Genomic DNA, 24,077 nt, shown 5'->3' on the forward strand with positions numbered 1-24,077 from the left:
CGTGCGCGCACTGGTGATCGGCTCGGGCGGCCGCGAACACGCCCTTCTCCTCGGCCTCGACCGGGACCCGTCGGTGACGGAGCTTCACGCTGCACCCGGCAACGCAGGTACCGCAGGGGTCGCGACCAACCATGCGGTCGACGCGAACTCCGGTGACGCGGTAGTCGCGCTCGCCCGTGAGATCGGCGCCGACCTCGTCGTCGTCGGACCCGAGGTGCCGTTGGTGCACGGTGTCGCCGACGCGCTCCGCGCCGCGGGCATCGCAGTCTTCGGCCCGAGCGCGCAGGCCGCGCAGATCGAAGGGTCCAAGGCGTTCGCCAAGGACGTGATGGCTGCGGCCGGCGTCAATACTGCACGCGCGGAGAGCGTCACGTCGGTCGCCGACGTCGACGCGGCCCTCGACCGTTTCGGGCCGACGTGGGTAGTCAAAGACGACGGGTTGGCGGCAGGGAAGGGCGTCGTCGTGACCCCGGACCGGGCTGCGGCTCGTGCACACGCCGTCGACGTCATCGAGAACGGGCATCCGGTGCTCCTCGAGAGCTTCCTCGACGGCCCCGAAGTCTCCTTGTTCTGCCTCGTCGACGGCGAGACGGTCGTCCCGCTGCTGCCGGCCCAGGACCACAAACGTGTCGGTGACGGTGACGAAGGCCCCAATACGGGCGGTATGGGCGCCTACACACCGCTGCCGTGGCTGCCCGACGGCATGGTCGATCGCATCGTCGACGAAGTGGTCCGACCCGTCGCGGCCGAGATGGTCACGCGCGGCGTCGGCTTCTCCGGTCTGCTGTATGCGGGCCTGGCGATCGGATCCGACGGTCCGTCCGTCGTCGAATTCAACTGTCGCTTCGGCGATCCCGAGACGCAGGCCGTCCTCGACCTACTCGAGTCTCCGCTCGGCGAGGTGCTCGGCGCCGTCGCGAACGGCACTCTCGCCGACCTGCCGCCGCTGCGTTGGTACGACGGCAGCGCTGTCGTCGTGGTGCTCGCCGCCCAAAACTACCCGGGCAGCCCGCGCACCGGCGACGCGATCACCGGGGCAGCCACCGTCGGCGTCCTGCACGCGGGTACCAAGATCGACGGCTCCGGCGACATCGTCTCCTCTGGCGGACGCGTATTGTCCGTCGTCGGCCGGGGCGCCGACCTCGCGCAGGCGCGTGCCCAGGCCTATGCCCGCTTGTCCGAGGTGAACCTAGACGGTTCACACTTTCGCACTGACATCGGCAAAGCCGCTGAAGACGGTCGGATCACGCTGTAACGCCGCCGCCTGAAGCTCGTCCCGCAGGGGCGGCTGCACCAGCTGCCGAGTGGGGTTGACGTACTTCGGCACTTTCTTTCGGCGCCTGGCCGATAACTAGTGCCGAAGTCCTTCTACGGCGTGGCTTCGGCCTAAGTATGAGCCCGCGACGTCAGACGGCCAGCGAGCGACCGAGGAACGCGATCTGATCGGGGAGCGCCGACCGCCAGTAACGGTTGGTGTGGCCGCCCGGCGATGTTGCGAACGCTGCAGGCGGATGCAGATCGGCAGCCCACTGGCGCGTGTACATGTAGAACTGGTCCGATGTGCCGACGCTGATCATCAACGGGATGTTCGCGAACACATGCTGCTGTCCGAACATCGAGTTCGCACGATAGTCGGCGTACGAGTCGAATGCGCGAGGCGGGAACTGTGCGGGATCGGCCCACATGGCAGGCGAACTGACGGCGATCGCGGCGACGCGCTGCGGCCCGAGGATCGCGCCGATGCGCAGCGCGCCGTATCCGCCCATCGACCAGCCGAACAGGCCGATCTTATCGGTGCGAAGATCTAGGTCAGGACTCTGTTCCAGCATCGGAACGAATTCGTCGATGATCATCGCCGCGCCGTCGGCGCCGTCGGTCCGCAGATGGAAATAGTTGTTGCCGACGTCGGCGCAGGCGACCGCGAACGGCGGGTTCCCGGCGTCGACGTGCTGCTGGACGAAGCCCTGAATGTTCAAGCCGTGACTGAAAATCGTCTTCTCGTTGGTATTGAGTGCGTGTGCGACGACGACGACGGGCAGCTCACCGGCCACACCGCGCGGACGGGCCACCGCCCAACGCGTGCGCCGTCCGGCCATCTTCGCCGACACGAACTCACCGGTGACGACCGGCGGATCGTTAGGGATCGTCGCGGGCGTCGTTTCGATTGCCAACTCGTCGTCGGCGCCGACGTGCGCCGCGCCGTGCGGGGTCAGCGGATCATTCGACGCGCACGAGGCCAACCCGAGCATCGCCAGCCCGGTGCCGCCCGCGAGTAGTCCGCGCCGTGAAATCGGGCGCGGACGCGCTACACCGGACAGCATCGAACCCGAGAGTTCGGTGATGTGGGGTGTCGTCTCAACGGGAGTGGAACGATCGGCGGCCATCGCCCGTGGATTCTACCGGGCCGACGGCGGTATTCCGACTCGTCAGCGCGGGCAGGTGCAGTGCTGGTCTTGCGGTACCGCAGACATGACGTCGTCGACATGGGCGCCGCAGCCGTCCCAGGTGGTCTTGCCGCAGGCCTTGCACGTGACGGGATAACACATGATCGCCAGGATACGCGGAGCCTCGCCCGCAGCCGATCGCGACTCCGACTCTGGTCCACTGGCTCGACCAGCAGGGCCTCGATCGGCAGCGGGGGCAGGGATTCGGCACGTGCGCTGGACACCACTAGACTGCATAACGTGGGTAAACCTGCTATTAGCAATGTCCTTGCCAATCGATACGCGTCCGCCGACCTGGCGCAGATATGGTCGCCGCGACACAAGATCGCGTTGGAACGCCAGCTCTGGATCGCCGTGATGAAAGCGCAGCGCGACCTCGGGATCGATGTCCCGGCGGACGCGATCGCCGACTACGAGCGGGTCGTCGACCAGATCGACCTCGAGTCGATCGCCGACCGCGAGCGGGTCACCCGCCATGATGTGAAGGCTCGTATCGAAGAGTTCAACGCGCTCGCCGGGCACGAACAGATCCATAAGGGCATGACGAGCCGGGACCTCACCGAGAACGTCGAACAGTTGCAGGTCCTGCTCTCCCTGCACCATGTGCGCGCGCACGGCGTCGCCGTGCTCGCCCGCGTCACCGATCGCGCGACCCAGTACGCGAGCGTCGTCATGGCAGGTCGCAGCCACAACGTGGCCGCCCAGTCGACGACCTTGGGTAAGCGTTTCGCGTCGGCGTCGGACGAACTGATGATCGCCCTGACACGTGTCGACGAACTGATCGCGCGTTACCCGCTCCGCGGTATTAAAGGCCCGATGGGCACCAGCCAGGACATGCTCGACCTGCTCGACGGCGACGCCGGCAAGCTCGACGACCTCGAAAGCAAGGTCGCGCAGCACCTCGGCTTCGCGACCGGCCTGACCTCCGTCGGTCAGGTGTACCCGCGGTCCCTCGACTACGACGTGGTCTCCGCTCTCGTCCAGGTCGCTGCCGGGCCGTCGTCCTTGGCGACCACGATCCGCTTGATGGCGGGCCATGAACTCGTGACCGAAGGCTTTCAGCCGGGCCAGGTCGGCAGTTCGGCGATGCCACACAAGATGAACACCCGCAGCTGTGAGCGCGTCAACGGCCTCGCCGTCATTCTGCGCGGCTACGCGTCGATGACAGGTGAACTTGCGGGCGCCCAGTGGAACGAAGGCGACGTGTTCTGCTCGGTGGTGCGACGTGTCGCCCTGCCCGACGCCTTCTTCGCGATCGACGGCCTCATGGAGACGTTCCTGACGGTCCTCGCCGAGTTCGGCGCATACCCGGCGGTCATCGCTAATGAACTCGACCGCTACCTGCCGTTCCTCGCCACCACCAAGGTGCTGATGGCATCGGTGCGTGCAGGCGTCGGACGTGAGACGGCACACGAGGCCATCAAGGAGAATGCTGTCTCTGTCGCCCTCGCGATGCGTGAAGAGGGTCGCGAACCGGATCTCCTCGATCGGCTCGCCGCCGACAGCCGTATCCCGCTCGACCGGGCGCAGCTCGACGACCTGATCGCCGACAAGTCGGCGTTCGTCGGGGCTGCGGAAGCACAGATCGTGTCGGTCGTCGAGCAAGCGCAGAAGTGGATCGACGCCTACCCCGACGCCGCGGCCTACACGCCAGCGCCGATCCTGTAACGCCAGCGCCGATCCCGTCACGAAGTCTCCGACCCCTAAGGTTCACTCACCCCATGCGTCCTGCACTCGAGTCCTATCGACACATCGCGTCCGGCAAGGTCCGCGACATCTATGAGATCGACGATCAGACGCTGCTGCTCGTCACCTCCGACCGGATCTCGGCGTACGACTTCGTCCTGTCGACGCCGATCCCGGACAAGGGGCGGATCCTCACCGCTGCCAGCTTCTTCTGGTTCGACGCGCTCGGCGTGCCGAACCATCTCGCGGGCGGGCCGGACGACGACCGGATCCCCGCGGACCTAGTCGGACGCTCGATGGTTGTCGAGAAGCTCCCGATGGTTCCCGTCGAGTGCGTCGCACGCGGCTACCTGACCGGTTCCGGGCTCGTCGACTACCGGGCTACCGGCTCGGTGTGCGGAGTGGCACTGCCCGACGGGCTCGGCGAGTCGGACAAGCTCCCGGAGCCGATCTTCACGCCCGCAACTAAAGCCGCGGTCGGCGACCACGACGAGAACGTCTCGTTCGAACAGGTCGCCGAGAACGTCGGACGCGCGCTCGCCGAACAGTTGCGCGACGCGACACTCGACATCTACCGGCGGGGTTCGGACCTGGCCGCTGACCGCGGAATCATTCTGGCCGACACCAAGTTCGAGTTCGGACAGGCGGCCGATGGTTCACTCGTCCTCGCCGACGAGGTGCTGACACCCGACTCGTCGCGGTATTGGGACGCGCAGGCGTACACGCCAGGGCAGGTCCAGCCGAGTTTCGACAAGCAGATCGTCCGCAATTGGCTCACCGGCCCCGACTCGGCTTGGGACAAGGCATCGCAGCAGCAGCCGCCCGCTCTGCCCGCCGATATCGTCGAGCGGACCCGGCAACGCTACATCGAAGCGTACGAACGCATTTCGCAACTATCCTTTGCCGACTGGGCGGACCGACTCTGATGCCGGCCGCGCCAGTAGCCAAGAAGGTCCACTCCGAGCGGATCCACCACGGCGACGTCTTCGTCGATCAGTATGAGTGGCTGCGCGACAAGTCCGACCCCGAGGTGATCGCATACCTCGAAGGTCAAAACGCGCACACCGAGGAGCAGACCGCGGATCTCGCGGACCTGCGGGCGACGATCTTCGGCGAGATCAAAGCACGCACCAAAGAGACCGACATGGGGCTGCCCACGCGCAGCGAAGGGTATTGGTACTTCGCGCGCACCACCGAGGGGCAGAGCTACGCGAAATACTGCCGGTGCCCGATCCGCGGCGACGACGACTGGACGCCGCCGGAGGTGTCGGTTGACGCCGACCTGCCCGGTGAGGAAGTGTTCTTCGACGCCAACGACGAAGCGACGGGCACCGAGTTCTTCAGCATGGGCGCGTTGTCGGTGTCGCACGACGGCACTCGGCTCGCCTACAGCGTCGACACCGAAGGCGATGAGCGGTACACGCTGCGATTCCGCGACTTGGGGACTGGTGACGATCTGCCGGGCGAGGTCCGCGACACTGCGGGTGGCGTCACCTGGTCGAAGGACGGCCGATTCGTCTTCTATCTGACGGTCGACGACGCGTGGCGTCCCGACACGGTGTGGCGGCACGAGGTCGGCGCAGGCAACGACGACGTGAAGGTGTTTCACGAACCCGACGAACACTTCTGGGTGGGTGTCGGATCGACGCCGAGTGACGAATACCTCTTGATCGGCGCCGACTCGAAACTGACGTCGGAGATGTTCGTGCTGTCCGCTGACGACCCGACCGGCGAGTTCGTCTCCGTCGCCGGTCGGACGCCGGGCACCGAGTACGGCGTCGACCACGCGCGTATCGACGGCGCCGACTACTTCCTGATCGTGCACAACGGTGAATCCGACGGCGTCAAAGCGGTCAACTACGCGGTGGACATCGCCCCCGTCGACGACATCGCGGCGCGACGACCGTTCATTCCGCACGATCCGGCTCGCCGCATCGAGGACGTCGACAGCTTCCGTGACTATCTGGTGCTGTCGTATCGGGCGGATGCGCTGCCGAAGCTCGCCGTCGCGGATCTGCGTGCGGTGCCGGGCATTCCGACGGTCGACGACTTCGTCGAAGTGACGTTCGAGCAGGACTTGTGTTCGCCGGGACTGGGCTCGAACCCCGAATGGGGCACGCCTCGACTGCGGATCGTCTACACGAGCTTTGTCGACCCCGTGGAGGCCCTCGACCTCGACGTCGCGACGGGGGAGCGGACCTTGCTGCGGCGTCAGACGGTGCTCGGCGACTACGATCCGTCCGACTACGTAGCGAGCCGCGACTGGGCGACCGCCGACGACGGCACGCTCGTCCCGGTGTCGCTGGTACGACGGCGGGACCTCGCCGACGGTCCGGCCCCGGTGTTGCTCGTCGGCTATGGCGCGTACGAGATGCCAATCGATCCCGGCTTCGCCGTGTCCCGGCTGTCGCTCCTGGACCGTGGCGTCGTCATGGCGTACGCGCACATCCGTGGCGGCGGTGAACTCGGTCGACCGTGGTACGAGGACGGCCGACTCATGCACAAGCGCAATACATTCACCGACTACATCGACGTCGCGCGGCACTTGATCGACTCGGGGCGTACCTCGCCGCAGCAGTTGATCGCAGACGGTGGCTCGGCGGGCGGGCTCCTGATGGGCGCGGTCGCGAACATGGCGCCGGAATTGTTCCGCGGCGTCCTGGCAGCGGTCCCGTTCGTCGACGCGCTGACGTCGATGCTCGATCCGAGCCTGCCGTTGACTGTCACTGAGTGGGACGAGTGGGGAGACCCCTACCATGACGCTGACGTGTACGAATACATGAAGTCGTATTCGCCGTACGAGAACGTCGCCCTGCGCGACTACCCGGCGATCCTGGCTCTCGCCTCCCTCAACGACACCCGTGTCCTTTTCACCGAAGCCGCCAAATGGGTTGCGCGACTGCAGGAGTCCACCACATCGGGGCGGCCCGTCTTACTGAAGACCGAGATGTCCGCTGGCCACGGCGGGGTCAGCGGCCGGTATAAGCAGTGGGAGGAGACGGCCTACGAACTCGCCTGGATCCTCCGCGAGTCCGGTGCCGTGACCATCTGAGGCAGGTCGAGCAGATCCCGCGGCTGGTCCCATTGAGTCCTGATCGGGCGACAGGCGCATTCGAACCCGGGTAGTGCTAAAGCCTCGGATCGACAGGCTCGGACTCGAGTGCGAGCACACCGAACACGCTGCGGTGCATCTCCCAGAGCGGCTTCCGGTCGACGAACGCGGTGAGGGCGTCGAGACCGAGACCGTGTTCGCGGGTGGCCATCGAGCGTTTGCGGCCCAGGCTGCGCGAGCGGAGGACGTCGAGAGAATCGGTGTAGTCCGGGCCGTAGATGATGCGCAGATATTCGCGGCCACGGACCTTGAGGCCCGGCTGGATTCGGGGCGAGGCCACGGTGGCGGGTTTGACCACCATGCCCTCGCCGCCGCCGCTGGTCAGGTCGAGCCACCACTTCGTCGCTGCCGCGCGGTCGTCGACCGATGTCAGGTCGACGACGCGGCTGCGTGTATGTGTCAGCAAGGGATCGTCGAGCGCGCCTAGTGTCGACATGTGCCATTCGTGGGACTGAGACGTCGCGAGCACCCGCCCCTCGGCAGCGAGGACCTGAAACGGTGCGATCCGCACTGTCTGCGTCTCGCCGGGATCGCAGTACGCGGCATACGCGTTGCGGAACGCGCGGGCATGACGACGACGGCGATCGGTCCGCGCCGACAGCCCGGCGACGTCGAGCCCCCGGGACGCAGCCTGTGCGAGTGCGTCCTGTGCTGCGGGCAGCGCTGCGGTCGCCGCCGCACCGACCGACGCGTACTGCGAGGTGATGAGCGGTAACGCTTTCGCTGACCAGGGGAGAAGCTCGCAGTCGAGAATCAGCCAATCAGTGTCGAGCGAACCGAACAGCGGGGCGACGGCCCTCCTCAATCGGTCGACGAGGTCGGTCGCTTCGGCGAAGAACGGTCGTCCGGTACGCGTGTAGATCGCACCTGCCGAGCCGTCCGACACACCGAACCGTCGGCGCGCCACATCGCTGTCGGCGGCGAGCACGGCGACAGCGCGCGACCCCATGTGCTTCTCCTCGCAGATCACCTGCTCCACACCCCAGCCGAGGTAGTCGTCGAAGGCCTTGTCCGGGTGCTCCAAGAAGCCGTCGACGTTCGACGTGGCGGCGGGCGACATCGTTGGCGGCAGGTAGACAAGCCACCGCGGATCGACGGCGAAACGGCTCATCACTTCGAGCGCCGCCGCAGCGTTCTCCTCAGGAATCTTGACTCTGCCTGCGTGCGGACTGTCGATCCACTGGGTGCCTGCGACGTCGTCTAGGCGAAGCACCGCAGGGTCACGAAGCTCCTCGACGGGCGTGAGCGGACGTGTTGGCTCGTACCATTCGCGTTCGGCAGGGACCGACACGAGTTCGCGCTCGGGGTAGCGAAGTGCCGTCAGCGAACCGCCGAACACGACTCCGGTGTCCAGGCAGATCGTGTTGTTGACCCATTCGGGTGTCGGTGTCGGCGTGTGCCCGTACACGACCGTCGCTGAACCGCGGTACTCGTCCGCCCACGGGTAGCGGACCGGGAGACCGAAGTCGTCGGTCTCCCCGGTTGTGTCGCCGTACAGTGCGAACGCGCGTACGCGCGCGGAGGAACGGCCGTGGTAGGCCTGCGACAGACCGGCGTGAGCGACGACGAGCCGCCCCTCGTCCAGTACATAGTGGCTGATCAGGCCTTCGAGGAAAGCCTGTGCGCGGGAACGGAATGCGGGGTCGTCGAGGGCATCGAGTTGGGCCAACGACTCGGCGAGCCCATGCGAGACGGTCACCTTCGCGCCGCGTAGCGCCCGCGACAGTTTGTCGTCGTGGTTGCCCGCCACACACAGTGCGGTGCCCGCCTCGATCATGCCCATCACCAGTCGCAGCACCCCGGGAGTGTCGGGGCCACGATCGACGAGATCGCCGACGAAGACTGCAGTGCGCCCGCTCGGGTGTCGCGCGCTGACCGCGACGCCGTCGTCGTAGTCGATGGCCCATCCGAGATCGGTCAACAGCGTCACCAGCTCGCTCGCACAACCGTGGACGTCGCCGATCACGTCGAAGGGTCCCGGCAGCTCGGTCCGGTCGCTCCACGACTTCTCCAAGCGCACGGTGACCGCGTCGATCGCTTCCACGCTGCGCAGGCGGTGGACCTTCCGGAATCCTTCCTTACGGAGCTTCTTGATCGAACGCTGCAGGTCGGCGTGCTGGCGTCGGATCACCGGCGACCCGAAGTCTCGGTCGGTGCGCGCCAGCGTGCGTTCGAGGGCGACCTCTTGCGGCACGTCGAGCACCACCGCGTCGACGAGGACGTCATGATCCTTCGCGAGCCTGATCAGCGACGCGCGCGACGAGTGTTGGACGTTCGTCGCGTCGACGACCGTCAACAGGCCGCGGCGTAGACGGATGCCGACGAGGTGGTTCAGCAGGTCGAAGGCGTCGGGTGTCGCCGCGAGATCGTTCTCGTCGTCGGCCACCAGGCCTCGGCACGTATCGCTGGAGACGACCTGCGTGGGACCGAACAGTCGCTTCGCGAATGTCGACTTGCCTGAACCAGACGTACCGATCAGCAGGACGAGCCCGGCGGCCGGGAGGCCGATGACGGGCGGCGAGTCTGCGGGCCTCGACTCCGCTCGACCGGCCGAAGCAGTGTTGTCAGCCACGGGTGAATACCGCCATCTGGGTCGGGGCGCCGAGTATCTCGTCGGTGTCGCCGATACCGACGAACCGAACGCGGTATCCGTGGTCGACTGCGATCCGGTCGGCCCACGTCGCGAATTCGGCGCGTGTCCACTCGAATCGGTGATCGGGATGCCGCATTCCGGCGAGATCGGGATACAGCGAGTTGTATTCACTGTTGGGAGTGGTCACGAGAACCGTTCCAGGCCGAGCCGCATCGAAGACGGCGCGTTCGAGCGCCTCCAGGCGGGGGATGTCCAAGTGCTCGATCACCTCCATCAGGACGGCGACGTCGAATCCGGCGATCCGCGGGTCGAGGTAGGTGAGCGCCGACTGAAACAGTTCGAGTCGCGTGGCCTGCCGTTGCGTCATGTCGTCGACGTGCAGTCGATCAGCAGCGCGGCGCAGTTCCCGCGTCGAGACGTCACAGCCGGCCACCCGGCTGATCCCGGTGCCACGCAGCACCTTCGACAAAAACTGACCCGAACCGCAGCCCAGATCGATGATCGATGCCGGGCCCAGTCTGACGATCTCGGCGAGGACGGCGTCGTGCCGCGCGATGTTGAGCGACGGGCGGCGCCGCGGGACGTCTCCCTCAGCATCGTCGGCCGGCCCGAGGTCGTCGAGTTCGTCGAGACGCGCGCGAGCCACCGCGTCCAGACCGCCAGTGCGAGCCAGGTATCGGCCGACGATGGTGTCGCGGTCGGGGTGGGCGCGCAGCCACTCGCCGCCCGCAGTGATCAGCTTGTCGACCTCGTCGGTGGTCTGCCAGTAGTGCTTCGACGAGTCGAATACGGGCAGCAGCACGTACAGCTGATTGAGGGCGTCGGCGAGACGGACGTCTCCGCGCAGTGTCACGTCGAGGTACCGGGAGTCGCCCCACTCGGGGAACTCGGGATCCAATGCGATCGGTGTCGCGTCGATCTGCCAGCCGAGTGGACCGAAGATGCGGGTGGCGAACTCGACGCCGTCGCGGCACGGCAGTGCGGGAATCGTGATCTCCAAAGGGATGGCCGTGTCGGCCAATTCCTGGCGTGATGCGCATCGCCCGGTACGGGCCGTGCGGAACGCTCGGCCGAGGGCGACCGCGATCAGCGACGTCGCCGCGTACGGGCGGTCGTTCACGTACTGGCCGAGAGCGAAGTCCGGTGACCGCTTTCCTCGTGAGCGGGCGAGCGCGATCGGGTCGACCTCGAGCATGAGTGCCGCCGTACACCGCTGCGGTGTCGCCTCCGGGTAGAAGACAGTCGCTGTCCCGGTCGGCTCGGCGAACTCTTGGACTCGATCGGGATGCTTGTGCAGCAGGTAGCCGAGGTCGGTTGCCGGGTGATGAGTGGTCGAGACGGTCAACAGCACCCGATCAGTCAAACATCGGAAGCACTGGACGTCCAGGCGATTTCGTTCGCACAGACGACTGTGCCCCGCTGCAAGTCACAGCGGGGCACAGTCGGTGAATACTCGGATGCGTCAGTGCACCAGGACGGGTGTCGCCTCGACACCCTCGGTAGGTGCGATCTTCTTGCGAGGCAGGAAGATCGCCGGGATGATCGTCACCGCGACCAGGACGGTGCTGACGATGAACGTCGTGGCGAATGCCGACGCGGCATCGTCGAACCCGAGGTCGAGCACACCCTGCGGGATGTCCGCAGGCACCCTGTCTGGTGCGACGTGCGAAGTGATGGCCAAACCGGCGCCTGCCGACAACAGTCCGGTGTAGATGACTGTGATCACCGACGAACCGATCGACGATGCGGTCTGCTGAACGACGTTCACCAGAGTGGAACCGTCGTTGACCTGCGCGGGCTTCAGCGTAGCGAGGGCGGCCGACATGATCGGCATCATCGTCATGCCCATACCGAGACCCTGGACGAACAACGCGCCGCACAAGTACCAGTACGAGGTATCCGGGCCGAGGAAGACGAACGCGCCGACACCGATGACGAGCAGCACCAAACCGCCTAGCACGAACTTGCCCGGGCCCATCTTGTCGGTCATCCTGCCCGCGATCGGCATGGTCAGGATGGCGCCGAGACCCTGCGGTGCCAGCAGCAGGCCGGCGATCAGAGTGGTCTCGCCGCGGACTCCGATGAAGTACTGCGGGTAAAGCAGCGACGAGCCGAAGAACGCGATCATGAACGTGACCATCGTGAGTATCGAAACCAACATGGTGCGGTTCTTGAACAGTCGCAGGTCGAGCAACGGGTTCTTGGAGCGCAGCGCGTGGAAGACGAAGGCGATGATGAGCAGGGCGCCGATGATCATCGGGATGTACACCTTAGGTGCGCCGAACGTCTGCTCCTCGGCGCTCGAGGAGACGCCGAACAGGAACAGGGCGAGACCCGGCGACAGCAACACTAGGCCGATACCGTCGATCGACGGCCGGACCGTGTCCTTGTCGGTCGGCAGAGCGAACCACGCGTAGACGATGGCGACGATGCCGATCGGGATATTGATCAGGAAGACCCAGTGCCAGGAGGCGACCTCGATGAGCCAGCCGCCGAGGATCGGGCCGGCGATCGGGCCGAGGAGCATCGGGATACCGAGCACGGCCATCACCGAACCGACGCGAGCGGGACCAGCCGCGCGAGTCATGATCATCATGCCGATCGGCATGAGCAGACCGCCGCCGAGACCCTGGATGACGCGGAACGTGACAAGGGTGCCGATGCTGGTGGCCATCGCGCACAGTGCTGAACCGATCAGGAACAGGACCAGCGACACAAGATAGACGTTGCGGGTGCCGAAGCGGGACGCTGCCCAGCTCGCGATCGGGATCACCGCAGCCAGCGCCAGGGTGTACCCGGTCATCGACCACGCGACGCTGGCGGGCGAGGACGAGAACTCCTCCGCGAAGGTGTTCTGTGCGACACCGACGACGGTCACGTCGAGGATCGACATGATCGCGCCGAGGACGACCACACCGGCGACGATGAACACATCGCGGCCGAGTTTGTCCGGCGCAGGGGCCGAGACGGATGAAGTCATGAGGTCACTTTCTCTGGTGAGAGGTGGGTGAGAACGTCGGACAGAGTGTCGCGGAGGGTGTTTCGCAGATCCTCTGGCAGTGTGGCGACCACGTCGGTCAGGTCGTCCGCATGCTGGGTGAACTGGTCGTCCAACAGCGCACGGCCCTTGCAAGTGAGTGAGAGTCGCTTCACTCGCCGATCCTCCTGGTCTTCTCGCCGATCGACGAGTTCGAGCCCGACTAGACGGTCGGCACCCCGGCCGGCTGCCGCCAGCGACAGTCCGACAGCGTCGGCCAGGGTGTTCACCGAGACGGCTTCGTTCTCGCGATGTAGGACGAAGAGCATGCGCAACTGAGACAGAGTCATGTCCGTCGCGGCGAGCGAATCCGCAGTGCGGGCGCTCTGTTGGCATGCGAGTGTGTCGAGGAAACGAAACAGGACAGTGCTCGTCGCACTTACTGATTCGTCGATGTCATTGATCGCGGGCACCTGAGATAAGTTACGGACACGCAACTATTGCTGCAACACAATTAGCCGTGAGCTTACTCACGCTGACTACTGTGTGGGGTATGAGCCACTCAAGCATCAAGTCCATCCCGGTGAACGCTCTCGACGGGACCCCGTTGAACCTCAGTGAACTACCGGGACCGCTCCTCGTCGTCAATGTCGCGTCCAAATGTGGGCTCACCCCGCAATACACCGCGCTCGAGCAGCTGCAGAAGGACTACGGCCCGAGGGGGCTCACCGTCGTTGGCGTGCCGTGCAACCAGTTCATGGGTCAGGAACCGGGGACCGCCGACGAGATCGCCACCTTCTGTTCCACCACATACGGAGTCAGCTTCCCGCTCCTGGAGAAGGTCGACGTCAACGGCGACGACCGCCACCCGCTGTACGCGGCGCTTACCGAGACTGCCGATTCTGGCGGCGAGGCAGGGGACATCGCGTGGAACTTCGAGAAGTTCCTCGTCTCCTCGGACGGTGAGACCGTCGCTCGATTCCGTCCGCGCACCGAGCCCGACGCCCCCGAAGTGGTGTCAGCGATCGAAGCCGCGCTCTGACTCACCGCCCGCGGCCGGTGAAAGGCCTACGGCCGGGTACGATACGGCCGTAGGACTTTCTCACCGAAGGAGCGGTTGCCTGATGGCACGTGTAGTGGTCGATGTCATGCCCAAGGCCGAGATTCTGGATCCGCAAGGGCAGGCGATCGTCGGCGCGCTGGGGCGTCTCGGATTCGCGGGCGTCGCAGATGTCCGGCAAGGCAAGCGGTTCGAGTTGGAGGTCGACGACTCGGTCGGTGACGCCGACCTCGAGCGCATCGCCGAAGATCTCCTGACCAACACGGTCATCGAGAACTTCACCGTCTCCCGCGCGGCGGAGTGACGACGGAAATGACCGCACGAATCGGAGTCATCACGTTTCCCGGCACGCTCGACGATGTCGACGCGGCGCGCGCGGTTCGCCTCGCCGGGGGTGAAGCCGTCGAACTATGGCACGGCGACGCCGACCTCAAAGGCGTCGACGCCGTCGTCGTCCCCGGTGGCTTCTCGTACGGTGACTATCTGCGGACCGGAGCCATCGCTAAGTTCGCTCCGGTGATGGGCGAAGTGGTGTCCGCCGCCGCGAAGGGTATGCCGGTCCTCGGGATCTGCAACGGCTTCCAGATCCTGTGCGAAGCCGGACTGCTGCCGGGGGCGCTGACCCGCAACGAGGGACTGCACTTCGTGTGCCGCGACCAGTGGCTGCGCGTCGAGTCGAACGTCACCGCATGGACGAGCCGCTTCGACGCTGGCGCCGAGATCCTGATTCCCCTCAAGTCGGGGGAGGGGCGCTACGTCGCATCCGACGAGACCCTCACTGAACTCCAAGGCGAGGGTCGCATCGTGTTCACCTATGCGGGCGACAACCCGAACGGCTCGCAGCTCGACATCGCGGGGATCTCCAGCGCCAACGGTCGGGTCGTCGGCCTCATGCCGCACCCCGAGCATTCGATCGAGGCGCTGACCGGACCGTCCGACGACGGTCTGGGGCTCTTCTATTCGGCACTCGACGCGGTCGTCGCAGCCGTCTGACCAGCATGACGACGACGGCGAACGCGGTCGGCCTCGGCGAGTTCATCGACGCCTCGCCGTCGCCGTTCCATGTGTGCGCGACGGTCGCGACGACCCTCGACGACGCGGGTTACACGCGAGTCTTCGAGAACCGTCCGTGGTCCGCCGACGCTCGGCGCGGCTACGTGGTGCGCGGCGGGTCGATCATCGCGTGGGACGCGTCTGCCGTCGACATGCTCCGGCAGTCGGGGAACGCGCCGTTCCGTATCGTCGGAGGTCACACCGACAGCCCAAACCTTCGCCTCAAACAGCATCCGGACCGTCGTGCCGCAGGGCTGTCGACAGTCGCGTTGGAGCCGTACGGCGGCGCCTGGCTCAACTCGTGGCTCGACCGCGACCTCGGACTCTCCGGTCGGATCGCCTACGCCGACGGCTCGTCCGTCGCGCACGCGCTGGTCGAGATCGACGACCCGATCCTGCGTGTCCCGCAACTCGCGATCCACCTGTCCGAAGACCGCAAAGGGGTGCATCTCGACCCGCAGCGGCACGTCGACGCGCTGTGGAGTCTCGACGACGAGGCCTCAATCATCACGGTCGTCGCCGAGCGGGCAGGCGTCGATCCGGCTGCAGTCCTGGGCTGGGAACTGATGGCGCACGACGTGACGCCGTCGCGCATAATCGGCGGTGCAGGCGAATTCCTCAGTGCGCCACGCCTGGACAATCAGGGCACCTGCTATTCGGGACTACGGGCGCTGCTCGACGCACACCAGAGCGAGAACGTGACCGTGCTCGCCCTGTTCGACCACGAAGAAGTCGGCTCGGGCTCCGAGCGGGGGGCCTCAAGTGATTTCCTCGTCACCGTGTTGGAGCGACTCGTCGCCGTAAACGGCGGCGGCCGGGACGAGTTCCTGCAGATCATGGCGGCCAGCGTCTGTGCGTCCGGCGACATGGCACACGCCACTCACCCCAACTTTCCGGACCGGCACGAGCCTGGCCACCAGGTCGCCGTGAACGGTGGACCGGTCCTCAAAGTGAACCAGAATCTTCGGTACGCCTCGGACGCGACAGGTGAAGCCGAGTTCGCAATGGCGTGCCGTGACGCCGACGTCCCGTTGCAGCGGTACGTCCATCGCGCCGACCTGCCCTGCGGTTCGACGATCGGCCCGCTCACTGCGACCCGCACCGGACTGCTGACTGTCGATGTCGGCGCTCCGCAGCTCGCCATGCACAGTTGCCGTGAACTGATGGGCGTCGACGACGTCGCCATGTACTCGAAGGCCCTGCGAGCCTTCTTCGAGCGTTCTTCTCGCTGACCGACGATCTATCTCGCGTCGTACGCCTCGCGGGCCTGCTCGACATCCGGCAGGTGGCCTTCGACGAGCTCGATCAGTCCTTCGAGTCGCTCCGCGACGTCGGCCCCTAAGTCGGTTAGCGAGTACTCGACTCGCGGCGGGATCGCTTGCAGCACTTCACGAACGACGAAGCCGTCGCGTTCGAGTGACTGCAGGGTCGACGACAGCATTCGTTCGCTGACGCCGTCGACGCGACGACGGAGTGCGCTGAAGCGGAGTTCGCCCTCGCGTAGGGCCACGAGGGCGAGGAGCCCCCACCTGCTCGTCGCGTCTTGCAGCACGCCCCGCGACGCGCATGCGCGTGAGAACACGTCCGGCTCCAACGTCGGGTCGACGTCGTCGGACGGGAGTGAAGCGGTCATAGCAACCACGCTACACCCACAATTCCGCGCGTGCTGATATAAATCATTGCACTATCGAAAAAGTAAGTGCATGATCGTAGTGGCAGCTCACCCGATCGAAGGAGAACCTCATGACCACGTATGCAGTCACCGGATCGACCGGCGGCCTCGGCAGCGCAGCCATCGCCGCGCTCATCGCCCGTGGCGTCGCCCCGAGCGACATCGTCGCGATCGCACGTAGCGAAGCGAAGGCCGCTCCGCTCGCGGAGTCCGGCGTCGCAGTCCGGATCGCCGACTACGAGCAGTTCGACACCCTGGTCACCGCCCTCGCCGGAGTGGACCGACTCCTCCTCGTGTCGGGGTCAGAGGTTGGGCGACGCACCCCCCAGCACCGCAATGTCATCGACGCCGCGAAGAAGGCAGGTGTCGGGTTCGCCGCCTACACGAGCCTGCTCGGCGCGGATACGTCACCACTGCTCCTCGCAGGCGAACACCGCGAGACCGAGGCGTATCTCGCCGACAGTGGGGTCGATCATGTGATCCTGCGCAACGGTTGGTACTCGGAGAACTACGCGGGCTCCGCCGCGTCGGCCATCGACGGTGGGGTCTTCTACGGAGCCGCGGGCGCGGCGACCGTGGCGCCTGCCGCACGCGCCGACTATGCGGATGCGGCCGCTGCCGCTGTCATCGCACCGGAGCCCGGACGCGTGTACGAGCTGGCCGGATCCGAGCATCTGACGTACACCGACATCGCCGCAGTGTTCGGCGAGATTGCCGGCAAGCCAGTCCGCTATCAGGACATTCCGGTGGCCGACTACAAAGCGGCGCTGATCGACGCCGGCCTGCCCGAGAGTGCGGCCGAGATCGTCTCCGATGCGGACGCGGGTGCGGCCAACGGCGCACTCGACTCGTCGTCGACCGAACTAACTGATCTGCGTGGCGGGGCCGCGCAGACACCGTTCGTCGACGTGATCCGGGCCGCGAGCACTATCTGAGCACGCTGAGCGTCGACCCCTGGACCAGGACGATCCGGCCGTCGATGACGGACGCGTCGCCATTGATGGGGAACGTCCACGCCTGCTCGCCGGTGGCCGGGCGGAACCCGGTCAGCTGACTGTTGTTGCCGAAGACTGCGATCTGGTCGGAGGCTCCGACGCACGACAGAATGTCGATGTCGGCCTCCGGGTGACCGAACGCGGGTTCGGGTAGCTCGCCGACCCGAGTGCCGTCGGCGAGTGTGAAGAATACGCGCGAGCGGTCTTTCCGGGCGAACGACACCTGCGGTCCGCACGGGCGGGTGTGGACTTTGGACAGTTCAGCGTCCGACACCTCCCACGCGGCGCGGCCCGTTCCCGGGTCGAGGATCTGGTATCGGCCGTGGGAGTCGAGGACCGTGTCGCCTGCCGCTGTCACGACGGGCAGCATCGACGGGCCGGGCACCAACTGCAGGCCGTCGGCGCTCCGGACGCGATCGGCGTCGACGACACCGTTGGAGACGCGATAGAAGTCGAGCGTGTTGGTTCCGTCGTGGCTGCGTGAGACGACGAGGCCGGTCGGGTACGTCGTCACCTCGCAGTCCTGGCACGCGACGACGTCCTCTCCGGTCTCCGGGTCGAGGACGAACCGGGCCCCATCCGAGGTCGTGACGACGAGGACGCCGTCCGAGACGGTCGGCGTCGCCGACGAGGCGAAGGTACGGCTCCACTCTTCGTCGCCCGACGGGGAGCGGCGCGATACGCCGTACCCGCTGTCGTTCACGTGGATGTAATCGGAGTCGATCCCGATGAGGTGGGCGGTGTCCGAGCCACGTGACATCAGATCCAGGTGGCCGGATTGGTGGTCGACGAGGAAGAAGCCGTTGTCGGGTCCGTCGGTTCGCGTCCGCACCGCGCATCCGATGTCACCCGACTCGTCGAACGCGCACGCGCCGAATCCGGCGTTGACGGGAGTGTCCCACCGGAGCTCGCCGGTGTCGGCGTCGACGAGCACGTATACGCGGCGGATGCCCGCGGTGTAGGCGACGAGCCAGTCGTCGCCCGAGGTGTCGGCGACCTCGATGTCGCCGTCGCCGGTGAGTCCGGGCAGCGACTGGTCATCGAGGGTCCACGCGGTCTCCGGCGTCGACGCGTAGCCGTTCAGAATGCCGTGACCTCCGGCGATCTCGGCCTCGGCCGGCTGCCCCAGTACGAGGCCCGCAGTGATGACGAGGGCGGCCGAGCCGATGGCGGCGACGGCGCCCATGCCGAGCGGGCGACGGCGGAAACGGGACTGGATCGGCATACGGTCAGTCAATCACGCGGCGCTGCCGCGGGCGCGCAGGAGAAGCGTCATCATGTCCGCGCTCCGCGCCGTGCTCGGTGATCCGGTCCGGGGAATCCGCGACCGATGACAGTGCATTGAGCGACGTTCGCTCACGGCGTAGTCGGTCGGGAACATCATTCCTGCGTGCAGCGTTGTCAACCTCAGACCCCCATCGTGGTCGACGGCATCCGCCCGAGACCGGAGTAATGCGCGGTCGGCTCGCCGCGACCACTAGAGTGGACGTAGGGCTGGTCGTCATACTCTGCCGCGGCTGCGCGGCAACGACCGGGGCGCAAGCTATCGAGGGAGAACAATGTTCGAACGGTTCACCGACCGCGCACGCCGGGTTGTCGTCCTGGCGCAAGAAGAAGCGCGGATGCTCAACCACAACTACATCGGCACCGAGCACATCCTGCTGGGCCTCATCCATGAGGGTGAAGGCGTGGCGGCGAAGGCGCTCGAGTCGCTCGGCATCTCACTCGAGGCCGTGCGCAGCCAGGTGGAGGAGATCATCGGTCAGGGCCAGCAGGCTCCGTCCGGTCACATCCCGTTCACCCCGCGCGCCAAGAAGGTCCTCGAACTGAGCCTGCGTGAGGCGCTGCAGTTGGGCCACAACTACATCGGCACCGAGCACATCCTGCTCGGGCTGATCCGCGAGGGCGAAGGCGTCGCCGCGCAGGTGCTCGTCAAGCTGGGCGCCGACCTCAACCGGGTCCGTCAACAGGTCATCCAATTGTTGTCGGGCTACCAGGGCAAGGAGGCGGAGACTGCAGGCACCGGCGGACGTTCGTCCGACTCGGGCACCCCGTCGACGTCGCTCGTCCTCGATCAGTTCGGCCGAAACCTGACGACCGCAGCGTCGGAGGGCAAACTCGATCCCGTCATCGGGCGCGAGAAAGAGGTCGAGCGGATCATGCAGGTCCTCTCGCGTCGTACCAAGAACAACCCGGTCCTCATCGGTGAGCCGGGCGTCGGCAAGACCGCGGTCGTCGAAGGTCTCGCGCAGGCCATCGTTGCGGGCGACGTTCCCGAGACCCTCAAGGACAAGCAGTTGTACACGCTCGACCTGGGTTCGCTGGTCGCAGGCAGCCGGTACCGCGGTGACTTCGAGGAGCGTCTCAAGAAGGTCCTCAAGGAAATCAACACTCGCGGCGACATCATCCTGTTCATCGACGAGCTGCATCAGCTCGTCGGCGCGGGTGCGGCCGAGGGTGCCATCGACGCTGCCAGCATCTTGAAGCCGAAGCTGGCCCGCGGCGAACTGCAGACCATCGGAGCCACCACCCTCGACGAGTACCGCAAGTACATCGAGAAGGATGCGGCTCTGGAGCGTCGTTTCCAGCCGGTGCAGGTTGGCGAGCCGTCGGTCGAGCACACCATCGAGATCCTCAAGGGTCTTCGCGACCGGTACGAGCAGCACCACAAGGTGTCCATCACCGACGGTGCGCTCGCCGCAGCCGCATCGCTGGCCGACCGGTACATCAACGACCGGTTCCTGCCGGACAAGGCGATCGACCTCATCGACGAGGCGGGCGCGCGCATGCGCATCCGCCGGATGACCGCTCCGCCAGACCTGCGCGAATTCGACGATCGCATCGCCGACGCGCGCAAGGAGAAGGAGTCGGCGATCGATGCGCAGGACTTCGAGCAGGCCGCAAGCCTCCGCGACAAGGAGAAGAAGCTCGTCGCCGAGCGCGCTGAGCGGGAGAAGCAGTGGCGTGCCGGCGACCTCGACGTCGTCGCCGAGGTCGACGACGAGCAGATTGCCGAGGTCCTCGGCAACTGGACCGGTATCCCCGTCTTCAAGCTCACCGAGGAGGAGACCAAGCGTCTGCTCCGCATGGAAGACGAGGTGCACAAGCGGATCATCGGCCAGGAAGACGCCGTTAGGGCCGTCTCGAAGGCGATCCGTCGTACGCGCGCCGGTTTGAAGGACCCGAAGCGTCCGTCGGGCTCGTTCATCTTCGCCGGCCCGTCCGGTGTCGGTAAGACCGAGTTGTCGAAGGCGCTCGCGAACTTCCTGTTCGGCGAGGACGACGCGCTCATCCAGATCGACATGGGCGAGTTCCACGACCGGTTCACCGCGTCGCGCCTGTTCGGTGCCCCTCCCGGATACGTCGGCTACGACGAGGGCGGCCAGCTGACCGAGAAGGTCCGCCGCAAGCCGTTCTCCGTGGTCCTGTTCGACGAGATCGAGAAGGCGCACCCGGAGATCTACAACACCTTGTTGCAGGTTCTCGAGGATGGCCGTCTCACCGACGGTCAGGGACGCACAGTCGACTTCAAGAACACGGTGCTGATCTTCACGTCCAACTTGGGCACTGGTGACATCTCGAAGGCCGTCGGCATGGGCTTCAGCAACGACGACGGTAGCGGCAACAACTACGAGCGGATGAAGCAGAAGGTCAACGACGAGCTGAAGAAACATTTCCGCCCCGAGTTCCTGAACCGTATCGACGATGTGATCGTGTTCCATCAGCTGAAGAAGGACGAGATTCTGCAGATGGTCGATCTGATGATCGGCCGCGTCGAGACGCAGCTGAAGAACAAGGACATGGCGATCGAGGTGACGGAGAAGGCCAAGAGTCTGCTCGCCAAGCGCGGTTTCGATCCAGTGCTGGGGGCGCGTCCGCTGCGTCGCACCATCCAGCGCGAGATCGAGGACCAGCTCTCCGAGAAGATCCTGTTCGACGAGGTCAAGGCGGGCCAGATCATCCTGGTCGACGTCGAGAACTGGGACGGCGAGGGAGAGGGCGAGGACGCCAACTTCACCTTCACTGGTTCGGAGAAGCCGCGTGACATTCCGGACGACGCGGTCGAGTTGACCAAGTCGGTCGGCACCGGCGACGACGCCTAGCCGATTCGACTCGGAAAAGATCTACGACGAACGGCCGACGGGTACATCCCGTCGGCCGTTCGTCGTAGTCCGCGGACGGCGGTGGACCGTACAAATGACGGTGGTCCGACTGAGTGGTCGTTCGTATGTTTAGGATTCACTTGCGAAGATCCGGCCGATCCGGCCGATCGTGAACAATGAGTCGGGAGACGAACCATGACATACGGACCGCCGAACCAGCCGCCGCCCAACTTTGGGCAGCAGCCGCCGTTTCCCGGTGCGCCTGCGACTGCAGGGCAGAATGGGCAGCTTTCTGTGCAACGGGCGATTCTCGCCCCGACGGCAGCGCCGAACCAGAAGAGCCTGCTGGTCGGTGTCGGCGCCGCAGTCGTCGGCGCCCTGCTGATCATCTTCAGCTTTTTGAACTGGTTGTCGGTCAACGTGTCGTCGTCGCAGTCGATTCCAGGCACCGGCACGATGTCGATGAACATGGAGCTGTCGATCAACGGCGTCGGCAGCTATGCGACCGACGTCGATGTCGACCTGCCCGGTGGCATGCCTGACTCTATCGCGGATGAGGTGCGGAAGAGCGCCGATGAAGGGTTCGCGGAAGGGTCCGACGACGGGCCGGGCTCGCCCGCTGTTTGGACGATCATCTTCGGCGTCTTGCTCATCGTCGGTGGTGCGTTGATCGCGGCTCGTCGGTTCCCCGGAATCGGATCGATCATCGTCGCCGTAGCTGGGTTGGCGACGACGATCGCGACCATCGTGTTCGTTGCCAACCCGCTCAGCGCATTCGGTGGAGACATGAGCGATATGGATGAAGGCGGAGCCGACGTCAGTGCCGGTTACGGGCTGTGGTTGACCCTGGTGTTCTCCTTGGTCGCTCTCGTCGCAGGCGCGCTTGCTGTGCTCATGACGGTGGCCCCCGAAAAGTTCGGAACCTCGTCGCGGCCTGCGGGTCCGGGCTTCGGTGGCCCGCAGCAGCAATTCGGCGCCCCGCCGCAGGCGGGCTTCGGTCAGCCCCAGTCAGGTCAGCCGCAGCCGGGCCAGCCGGCTCCGGGGCAGCAGCAGGGCGGCTTCCCGCCAGTACCGCCGCAGGGCCCGAACTACGGTCAGCAGCCGCCGAACTACGGCCCGCCCCAGGGCTGAGCTTAGGCGAGACGCCACTGATTCTCTTTCGTCCGAGAGGCTGAGACCACTATGTGGTCTCAACTCTCGGACGAAACCTTTTGTGGATGCTCGACAGCGAGGAGCGCCAGGTGACGAACCAACACCGCGCGGGCATGTCAATGCTCTATCGGGAGGCGCAGCCCGCGAGAGGTGTAGGTTTCGTGGCTCCGTGGAGCGGTCGTGGTGGGGGAGTTGTCCGCGCCTCGAGTACTGGTCGAACATCACACGCGGAAGGTCCAGCGGATTCGGCATGTTCACAGGTTCCTATGTGAAACTACAACTCATGGCCTCGTCTCGAATCCCGTTGTCGCGCGTCCTGATCGTCATCATCACGATGGCGGTCGTGGCGGGCCTCGGCGTGGCGATCGCGACAGCGCGGGACGCGGGTGGAAGCACCGTAGCCGAACCGTCGATGGCTGCCAAGAACTCGCCTGCCGACAAACCCCGATATGTCGCGATGGGCAGTTCGTTCGCGTCGGGTCCAGAATCGAACAAACGCGGTCCCAGCAACTGTGGCCGCAGCAATGACAACTACCCCAACCGGGTCGCCGACGCTCTCGGGTACCGGCTCGTCGACGTCACCTGCGCGGGGTCGACCTCGTCGGAGATCCTCACGCCGTCGAAGAGGCATCACAAACCCGCTCAGATCGATGCCGTCACCTCCGACACGCAAGTCGTCACCATCACCACTGGCGGCAACGACGTCGGTTACATCGGTCGGCTCGGCGTACAGAGCTGTGTGAACCTCGCGATGGCCGGCAAACGCCCGTTGCGCTGCAACGCCAACCGGGTGGCGTCGCCTATGCCGGTCCCCGAGTCGTTCGCCTCCGTCGAGCGCCGAATGGAGACGATCGTGCGCGAGGTGAAGGCCCGCGCACCCAAGGCGAAAGTCGTTCTCGTCGACTATCCGCCGGTCGTCTCCGTTGCCGACATCGCCTGCCCGAAGCTGCCGCTGGCACCGTGGGAGATCGCCGAAGCGGGACTCGTCGCGGACTCGTTGGCCGCGGCCACCGCACAGGCCGCACGCGCGACCGGCTCGGTCCTCGTCCAGCCGTCCCAGGCGGGTAAGGCGCACACTGTGTGCTCGGCCGATCCTTGGCTGCAAGGCTTCCCCGGCAGTCCGCCCTACCACCCGACCGACTCGGGCAAGGATGGCGTCGCGAACCTCGTCATCAACGCCATGCTCTGAGAACGTCGGACAAGACCGAAAAACGCTCCGTCCGCCGATCT

The 24,077-nt window shown here is 65.9% G+C and carries 19 protein-coding genes; 12 read left to right on the top strand and 7 right to left on the bottom strand.

The window, feature by feature from the left end; all coding sequences use genetic code 11:
* Position 1 precedes the first annotated feature (1 nt).
* Positions 2 to 1,255 (top strand): phosphoribosylamine--glycine ligase, encoded by a 1,254-nt coding sequence (purD, locus tag MP11Mi_RS09330; RefSeq protein WP_420038661.1) that lies wholly within the window; start codon positions 2 to 4, stop codon positions 1,253 to 1,255.
* Between the two features lie 151 nt (positions 1,256 to 1,406).
* Here purD and MP11Mi_RS09335 read toward each other — a convergent pair whose 3' ends face one another.
* Entirely contained in the window at positions 1,407 to 2,321 is a 915-nt protein-coding gene (locus MP11Mi_RS09335; protein WP_420042058.1) for an alpha/beta hydrolase, read from the bottom strand.
* Between the two features lie 363 nt (positions 2,322 to 2,684).
* Here MP11Mi_RS09335 and purB point away from each other — a divergent pair, with 363 nt between their 5' ends.
* From purB to MP11Mi_RS09350, 3 genes are read left to right on the top strand one after another with little or no spacing between them, the layout of a single operon-like run.
* A complete protein-coding gene (purB, locus tag MP11Mi_RS09340) occupies positions 2,685 to 4,112 on the top strand; it encodes an adenylosuccinate lyase (protein ID WP_420038662.1) in 1,428 nt (475 codons plus the stop codon).
* Positions 4,113 to 4,165: 53 nt separating this feature from the next.
* Complete coding sequence (locus MP11Mi_RS09345; RefSeq protein WP_420038663.1) at positions 4,166 to 5,056, top strand: phosphoribosylaminoimidazolesuccinocarboxamide synthase; 891 nt, start codon at positions 4,166 to 4,168, stop codon at positions 5,054 to 5,056.
* The gene (locus MP11Mi_RS09350) at positions 5,056 to 7,182 is read left to right on the top strand and encodes a S9 family peptidase (RefSeq protein WP_420038664.1); all 2,127 of its coding nucleotides are present in this window, start codon (positions 5,056 to 5,058) and stop codon (positions 7,180 to 7,182) included. The genes MP11Mi_RS09345 and MP11Mi_RS09350 overlap by 1 nt, the downstream gene beginning before the upstream one ends.
* Positions 7,183 to 7,258: 76 nt before the next feature.
* On the opposite strand, the gene MP11Mi_RS09355 is transcribed toward MP11Mi_RS09350, so the two are convergent.
* From MP11Mi_RS09355 to MP11Mi_RS09370, 4 genes are all read right to left on the bottom strand, one after another.
* Positions 7,259 to 9,751, bottom strand: coding sequence for a polynucleotide kinase-phosphatase (locus MP11Mi_RS09355; protein WP_420042059.1), 2,493 nt, complete (start codon positions 9,749 to 9,751; stop codon positions 7,259 to 7,261).
* Positions 9,752 to 9,806: 55 nt separating this feature from the next.
* Positions 9,807 to 11,186: a 3' terminal RNA ribose 2'-O-methyltransferase Hen1 gene (locus tag MP11Mi_RS09360; RefSeq protein WP_420038665.1), complete on the bottom strand. Its 1,380-nt coding sequence runs from the start codon at positions 11,184 to 11,186 to the stop codon at positions 9,807 to 9,809.
* A gap of 111 nt (positions 11,187 to 11,297) precedes the next feature.
* Positions 11,298 to 12,815 carry a DHA2 family efflux MFS transporter permease subunit gene (locus tag MP11Mi_RS09365; protein ID WP_420038666.1) on the bottom strand — a complete coding sequence of 506 codons (1,518 nt, stop codon included), beginning with the start codon at positions 12,813 to 12,815 and terminating at the stop codon, positions 11,298 to 11,300.
* Entirely contained in the window at positions 12,812 to 13,285 is a 474-nt protein-coding gene (locus MP11Mi_RS09370) for a MarR family winged helix-turn-helix transcriptional regulator (protein WP_420038668.1), read from the bottom strand. The genes MP11Mi_RS09365 and MP11Mi_RS09370 overlap by 4 nt, the downstream gene beginning before the upstream one ends.
* A gap of 80 nt (positions 13,286 to 13,365) precedes the next feature.
* Between MP11Mi_RS09370 and MP11Mi_RS09375 the strand changes: the two genes are divergently transcribed.
* From MP11Mi_RS09375 to MP11Mi_RS09390, 4 genes are all read left to right on the top strand, one after another.
* Entirely contained in the window at positions 13,366 to 13,854 is a 489-nt protein-coding gene (locus MP11Mi_RS09375) for a glutathione peroxidase (RefSeq protein ID WP_420038669.1), read from the top strand.
* A gap of 82 nt (positions 13,855 to 13,936) precedes the next feature.
* On the top strand, positions 13,937 to 14,176 hold the full coding sequence (purS, locus tag MP11Mi_RS09380; protein WP_420038670.1) for a phosphoribosylformylglycinamidine synthase subunit PurS: 240 nt from the start codon (positions 13,937 to 13,939) through the stop codon (positions 14,174 to 14,176).
* An 8-nt stretch (positions 14,177 to 14,184) separates the two neighbouring features.
* On the top strand, positions 14,185 to 14,865 hold the full coding sequence (purQ, locus tag MP11Mi_RS09385) for a phosphoribosylformylglycinamidine synthase subunit PurQ (RefSeq protein WP_420038671.1): 681 nt from the start codon (positions 14,185 to 14,187) through the stop codon (positions 14,863 to 14,865).
* A 5-nt stretch (positions 14,866 to 14,870) separates the two neighbouring features.
* Positions 14,871 to 16,157, top strand: a complete 1,287-nt coding sequence (locus tag MP11Mi_RS09390) for a M18 family aminopeptidase (protein ID WP_420038672.1) — start codon at positions 14,871 to 14,873, stop codon at positions 16,155 to 16,157.
* 8 nt (positions 16,158 to 16,165) lie between these two features.
* On the opposite strand, the gene MP11Mi_RS09395 is transcribed toward MP11Mi_RS09390, so the two are convergent.
* A complete protein-coding gene (locus MP11Mi_RS09395) occupies positions 16,166 to 16,558 on the bottom strand; it encodes a winged helix-turn-helix transcriptional regulator (RefSeq protein ID WP_420038673.1) in 393 nt (130 codons plus the stop codon).
* Between the two features lie 110 nt (positions 16,559 to 16,668).
* Between MP11Mi_RS09395 and MP11Mi_RS09400 the strand changes: the two genes are divergently transcribed.
* Positions 16,669 to 17,532 carry an NAD(P)H-binding protein gene (locus MP11Mi_RS09400; protein ID WP_420038674.1) on the top strand — a complete coding sequence of 288 codons (864 nt, stop codon included), beginning with the start codon at positions 16,669 to 16,671 and terminating at the stop codon, positions 17,530 to 17,532.
* Here MP11Mi_RS09400 and MP11Mi_RS09405 read toward each other — a convergent pair.
* On the bottom strand, positions 17,525 to 18,817 hold the full coding sequence (locus MP11Mi_RS09405) for an outer membrane protein assembly factor BamB family protein (protein ID WP_420038675.1): 1,293 nt from the start codon (positions 18,815 to 18,817) through the stop codon (positions 17,525 to 17,527). The two genes, MP11Mi_RS09400 and MP11Mi_RS09405, sit on opposite strands and share 8 nt — an antisense overlap.
* A 334-nt stretch (positions 18,818 to 19,151) precedes the next feature.
* On the opposite strand from MP11Mi_RS09405, the gene MP11Mi_RS09410 reads away from it, so the two are divergent.
* The 3 genes from MP11Mi_RS09410 (at position 19,152) to MP11Mi_RS09420 (ending at position 24,036) form a co-directional block, all read left to right on the top strand.
* Positions 19,152 to 21,695 (top strand): ATP-dependent Clp protease ATP-binding subunit, encoded by a 2,544-nt coding sequence (locus MP11Mi_RS09410; protein WP_420038676.1) that lies wholly within the window; start codon positions 19,152 to 19,154, stop codon positions 21,693 to 21,695.
* A gap of 195 nt (positions 21,696 to 21,890) precedes the next feature.
* On the top strand, positions 21,891 to 22,826 hold the full coding sequence (locus tag MP11Mi_RS09415) for a hypothetical protein (RefSeq protein ID WP_420038677.1): 936 nt from the start codon (positions 21,891 to 21,893) through the stop codon (positions 22,824 to 22,826).
* Between the two features lie 304 nt (positions 22,827 to 23,130).
* On the top strand, positions 23,131 to 24,036 hold the full coding sequence (locus tag MP11Mi_RS09420) for an SGNH/GDSL hydrolase family protein (protein ID WP_420038678.1): 906 nt from the start codon (positions 23,131 to 23,133) through the stop codon (positions 24,034 to 24,036).
* Positions 24,037 to 24,077 lie beyond the last annotated feature (41 nt).

This window comes from Gordonia abscondita, assembly GCF_032711245.1.
Classification (GTDB): Bacteria; Actinomycetota; Actinomycetes; order Mycobacteriales; family Mycobacteriaceae; genus Gordonia.

What these genes read in the sequence shown, in the direction of transcription:
- MP11Mi_RS09335 (WP_420042058.1), bottom strand. Translation starts at nt 2,321, where the DNA reads ATGCTGTCCGGTGTAGCGCGTCCGCGCCCGATTTCACGGCGCGGACTA.
- MP11Mi_RS09345 (WP_420038663.1), top strand. Translation starts at nt 4,166, where the DNA reads ATGCGTCCTGCACTCGAGTCCTATCGACACATCGCGTCCGGCAAGGTC.
- MP11Mi_RS09350 (WP_420038664.1), top strand. Translation starts at nt 5,056, where the DNA reads ATGCCGGCCGCGCCAGTAGCCAAGAAGGTCCACTCCGAGCGGATCCAC.
- MP11Mi_RS09365 (WP_420038666.1), bottom strand. Translation starts at nt 12,815, where the DNA reads ATGACTTCATCCGTCTCGGCCCCTGCGCCGGACAAACTCGGCCGCGAT.
- MP11Mi_RS09375 (WP_420038669.1), top strand. Translation starts at nt 13,366, where the DNA reads ATGAGCCACTCAAGCATCAAGTCCATCCCGGTGAACGCTCTCGACGGG.
- purS (WP_420038670.1), top strand. Translation starts at nt 13,937, where the DNA reads ATGGCACGTGTAGTGGTCGATGTCATGCCCAAGGCCGAGATTCTGGAT.
- purQ (WP_420038671.1), top strand. Translation starts at nt 14,185, where the DNA reads ATGACCGCACGAATCGGAGTCATCACGTTTCCCGGCACGCTCGACGAT.
- MP11Mi_RS09390 (WP_420038672.1), top strand. Translation starts at nt 14,871, where the DNA reads ATGACGACGACGGCGAACGCGGTCGGCCTCGGCGAGTTCATCGACGCC.
- MP11Mi_RS09395 (WP_420038673.1), bottom strand. Translation starts at nt 16,558, where the DNA reads ATGACCGCTTCACTCCCGTCCGACGACGTCGACCCGACGTTGGAGCCG.
- MP11Mi_RS09400 (WP_420038674.1), top strand. Translation starts at nt 16,669, where the DNA reads ATGACCACGTATGCAGTCACCGGATCGACCGGCGGCCTCGGCAGCGCA.
- MP11Mi_RS09405 (WP_420038675.1), bottom strand. Translation starts at nt 18,817, where the DNA reads ATGCCGATCCAGTCCCGTTTCCGCCGTCGCCCGCTCGGCATGGGCGCC.
- MP11Mi_RS09410 (WP_420038676.1), top strand. Translation starts at nt 19,152, where the DNA reads ATGTTCGAACGGTTCACCGACCGCGCACGCCGGGTTGTCGTCCTGGCG.
- MP11Mi_RS09415 (WP_420038677.1), top strand. Translation starts at nt 21,891, where the DNA reads ATGACATACGGACCGCCGAACCAGCCGCCGCCCAACTTTGGGCAGCAG.
- MP11Mi_RS09420 (WP_420038678.1), top strand. Translation starts at nt 23,131, where the DNA reads ATGGCCTCGTCTCGAATCCCGTTGTCGCGCGTCCTGATCGTCATCATC.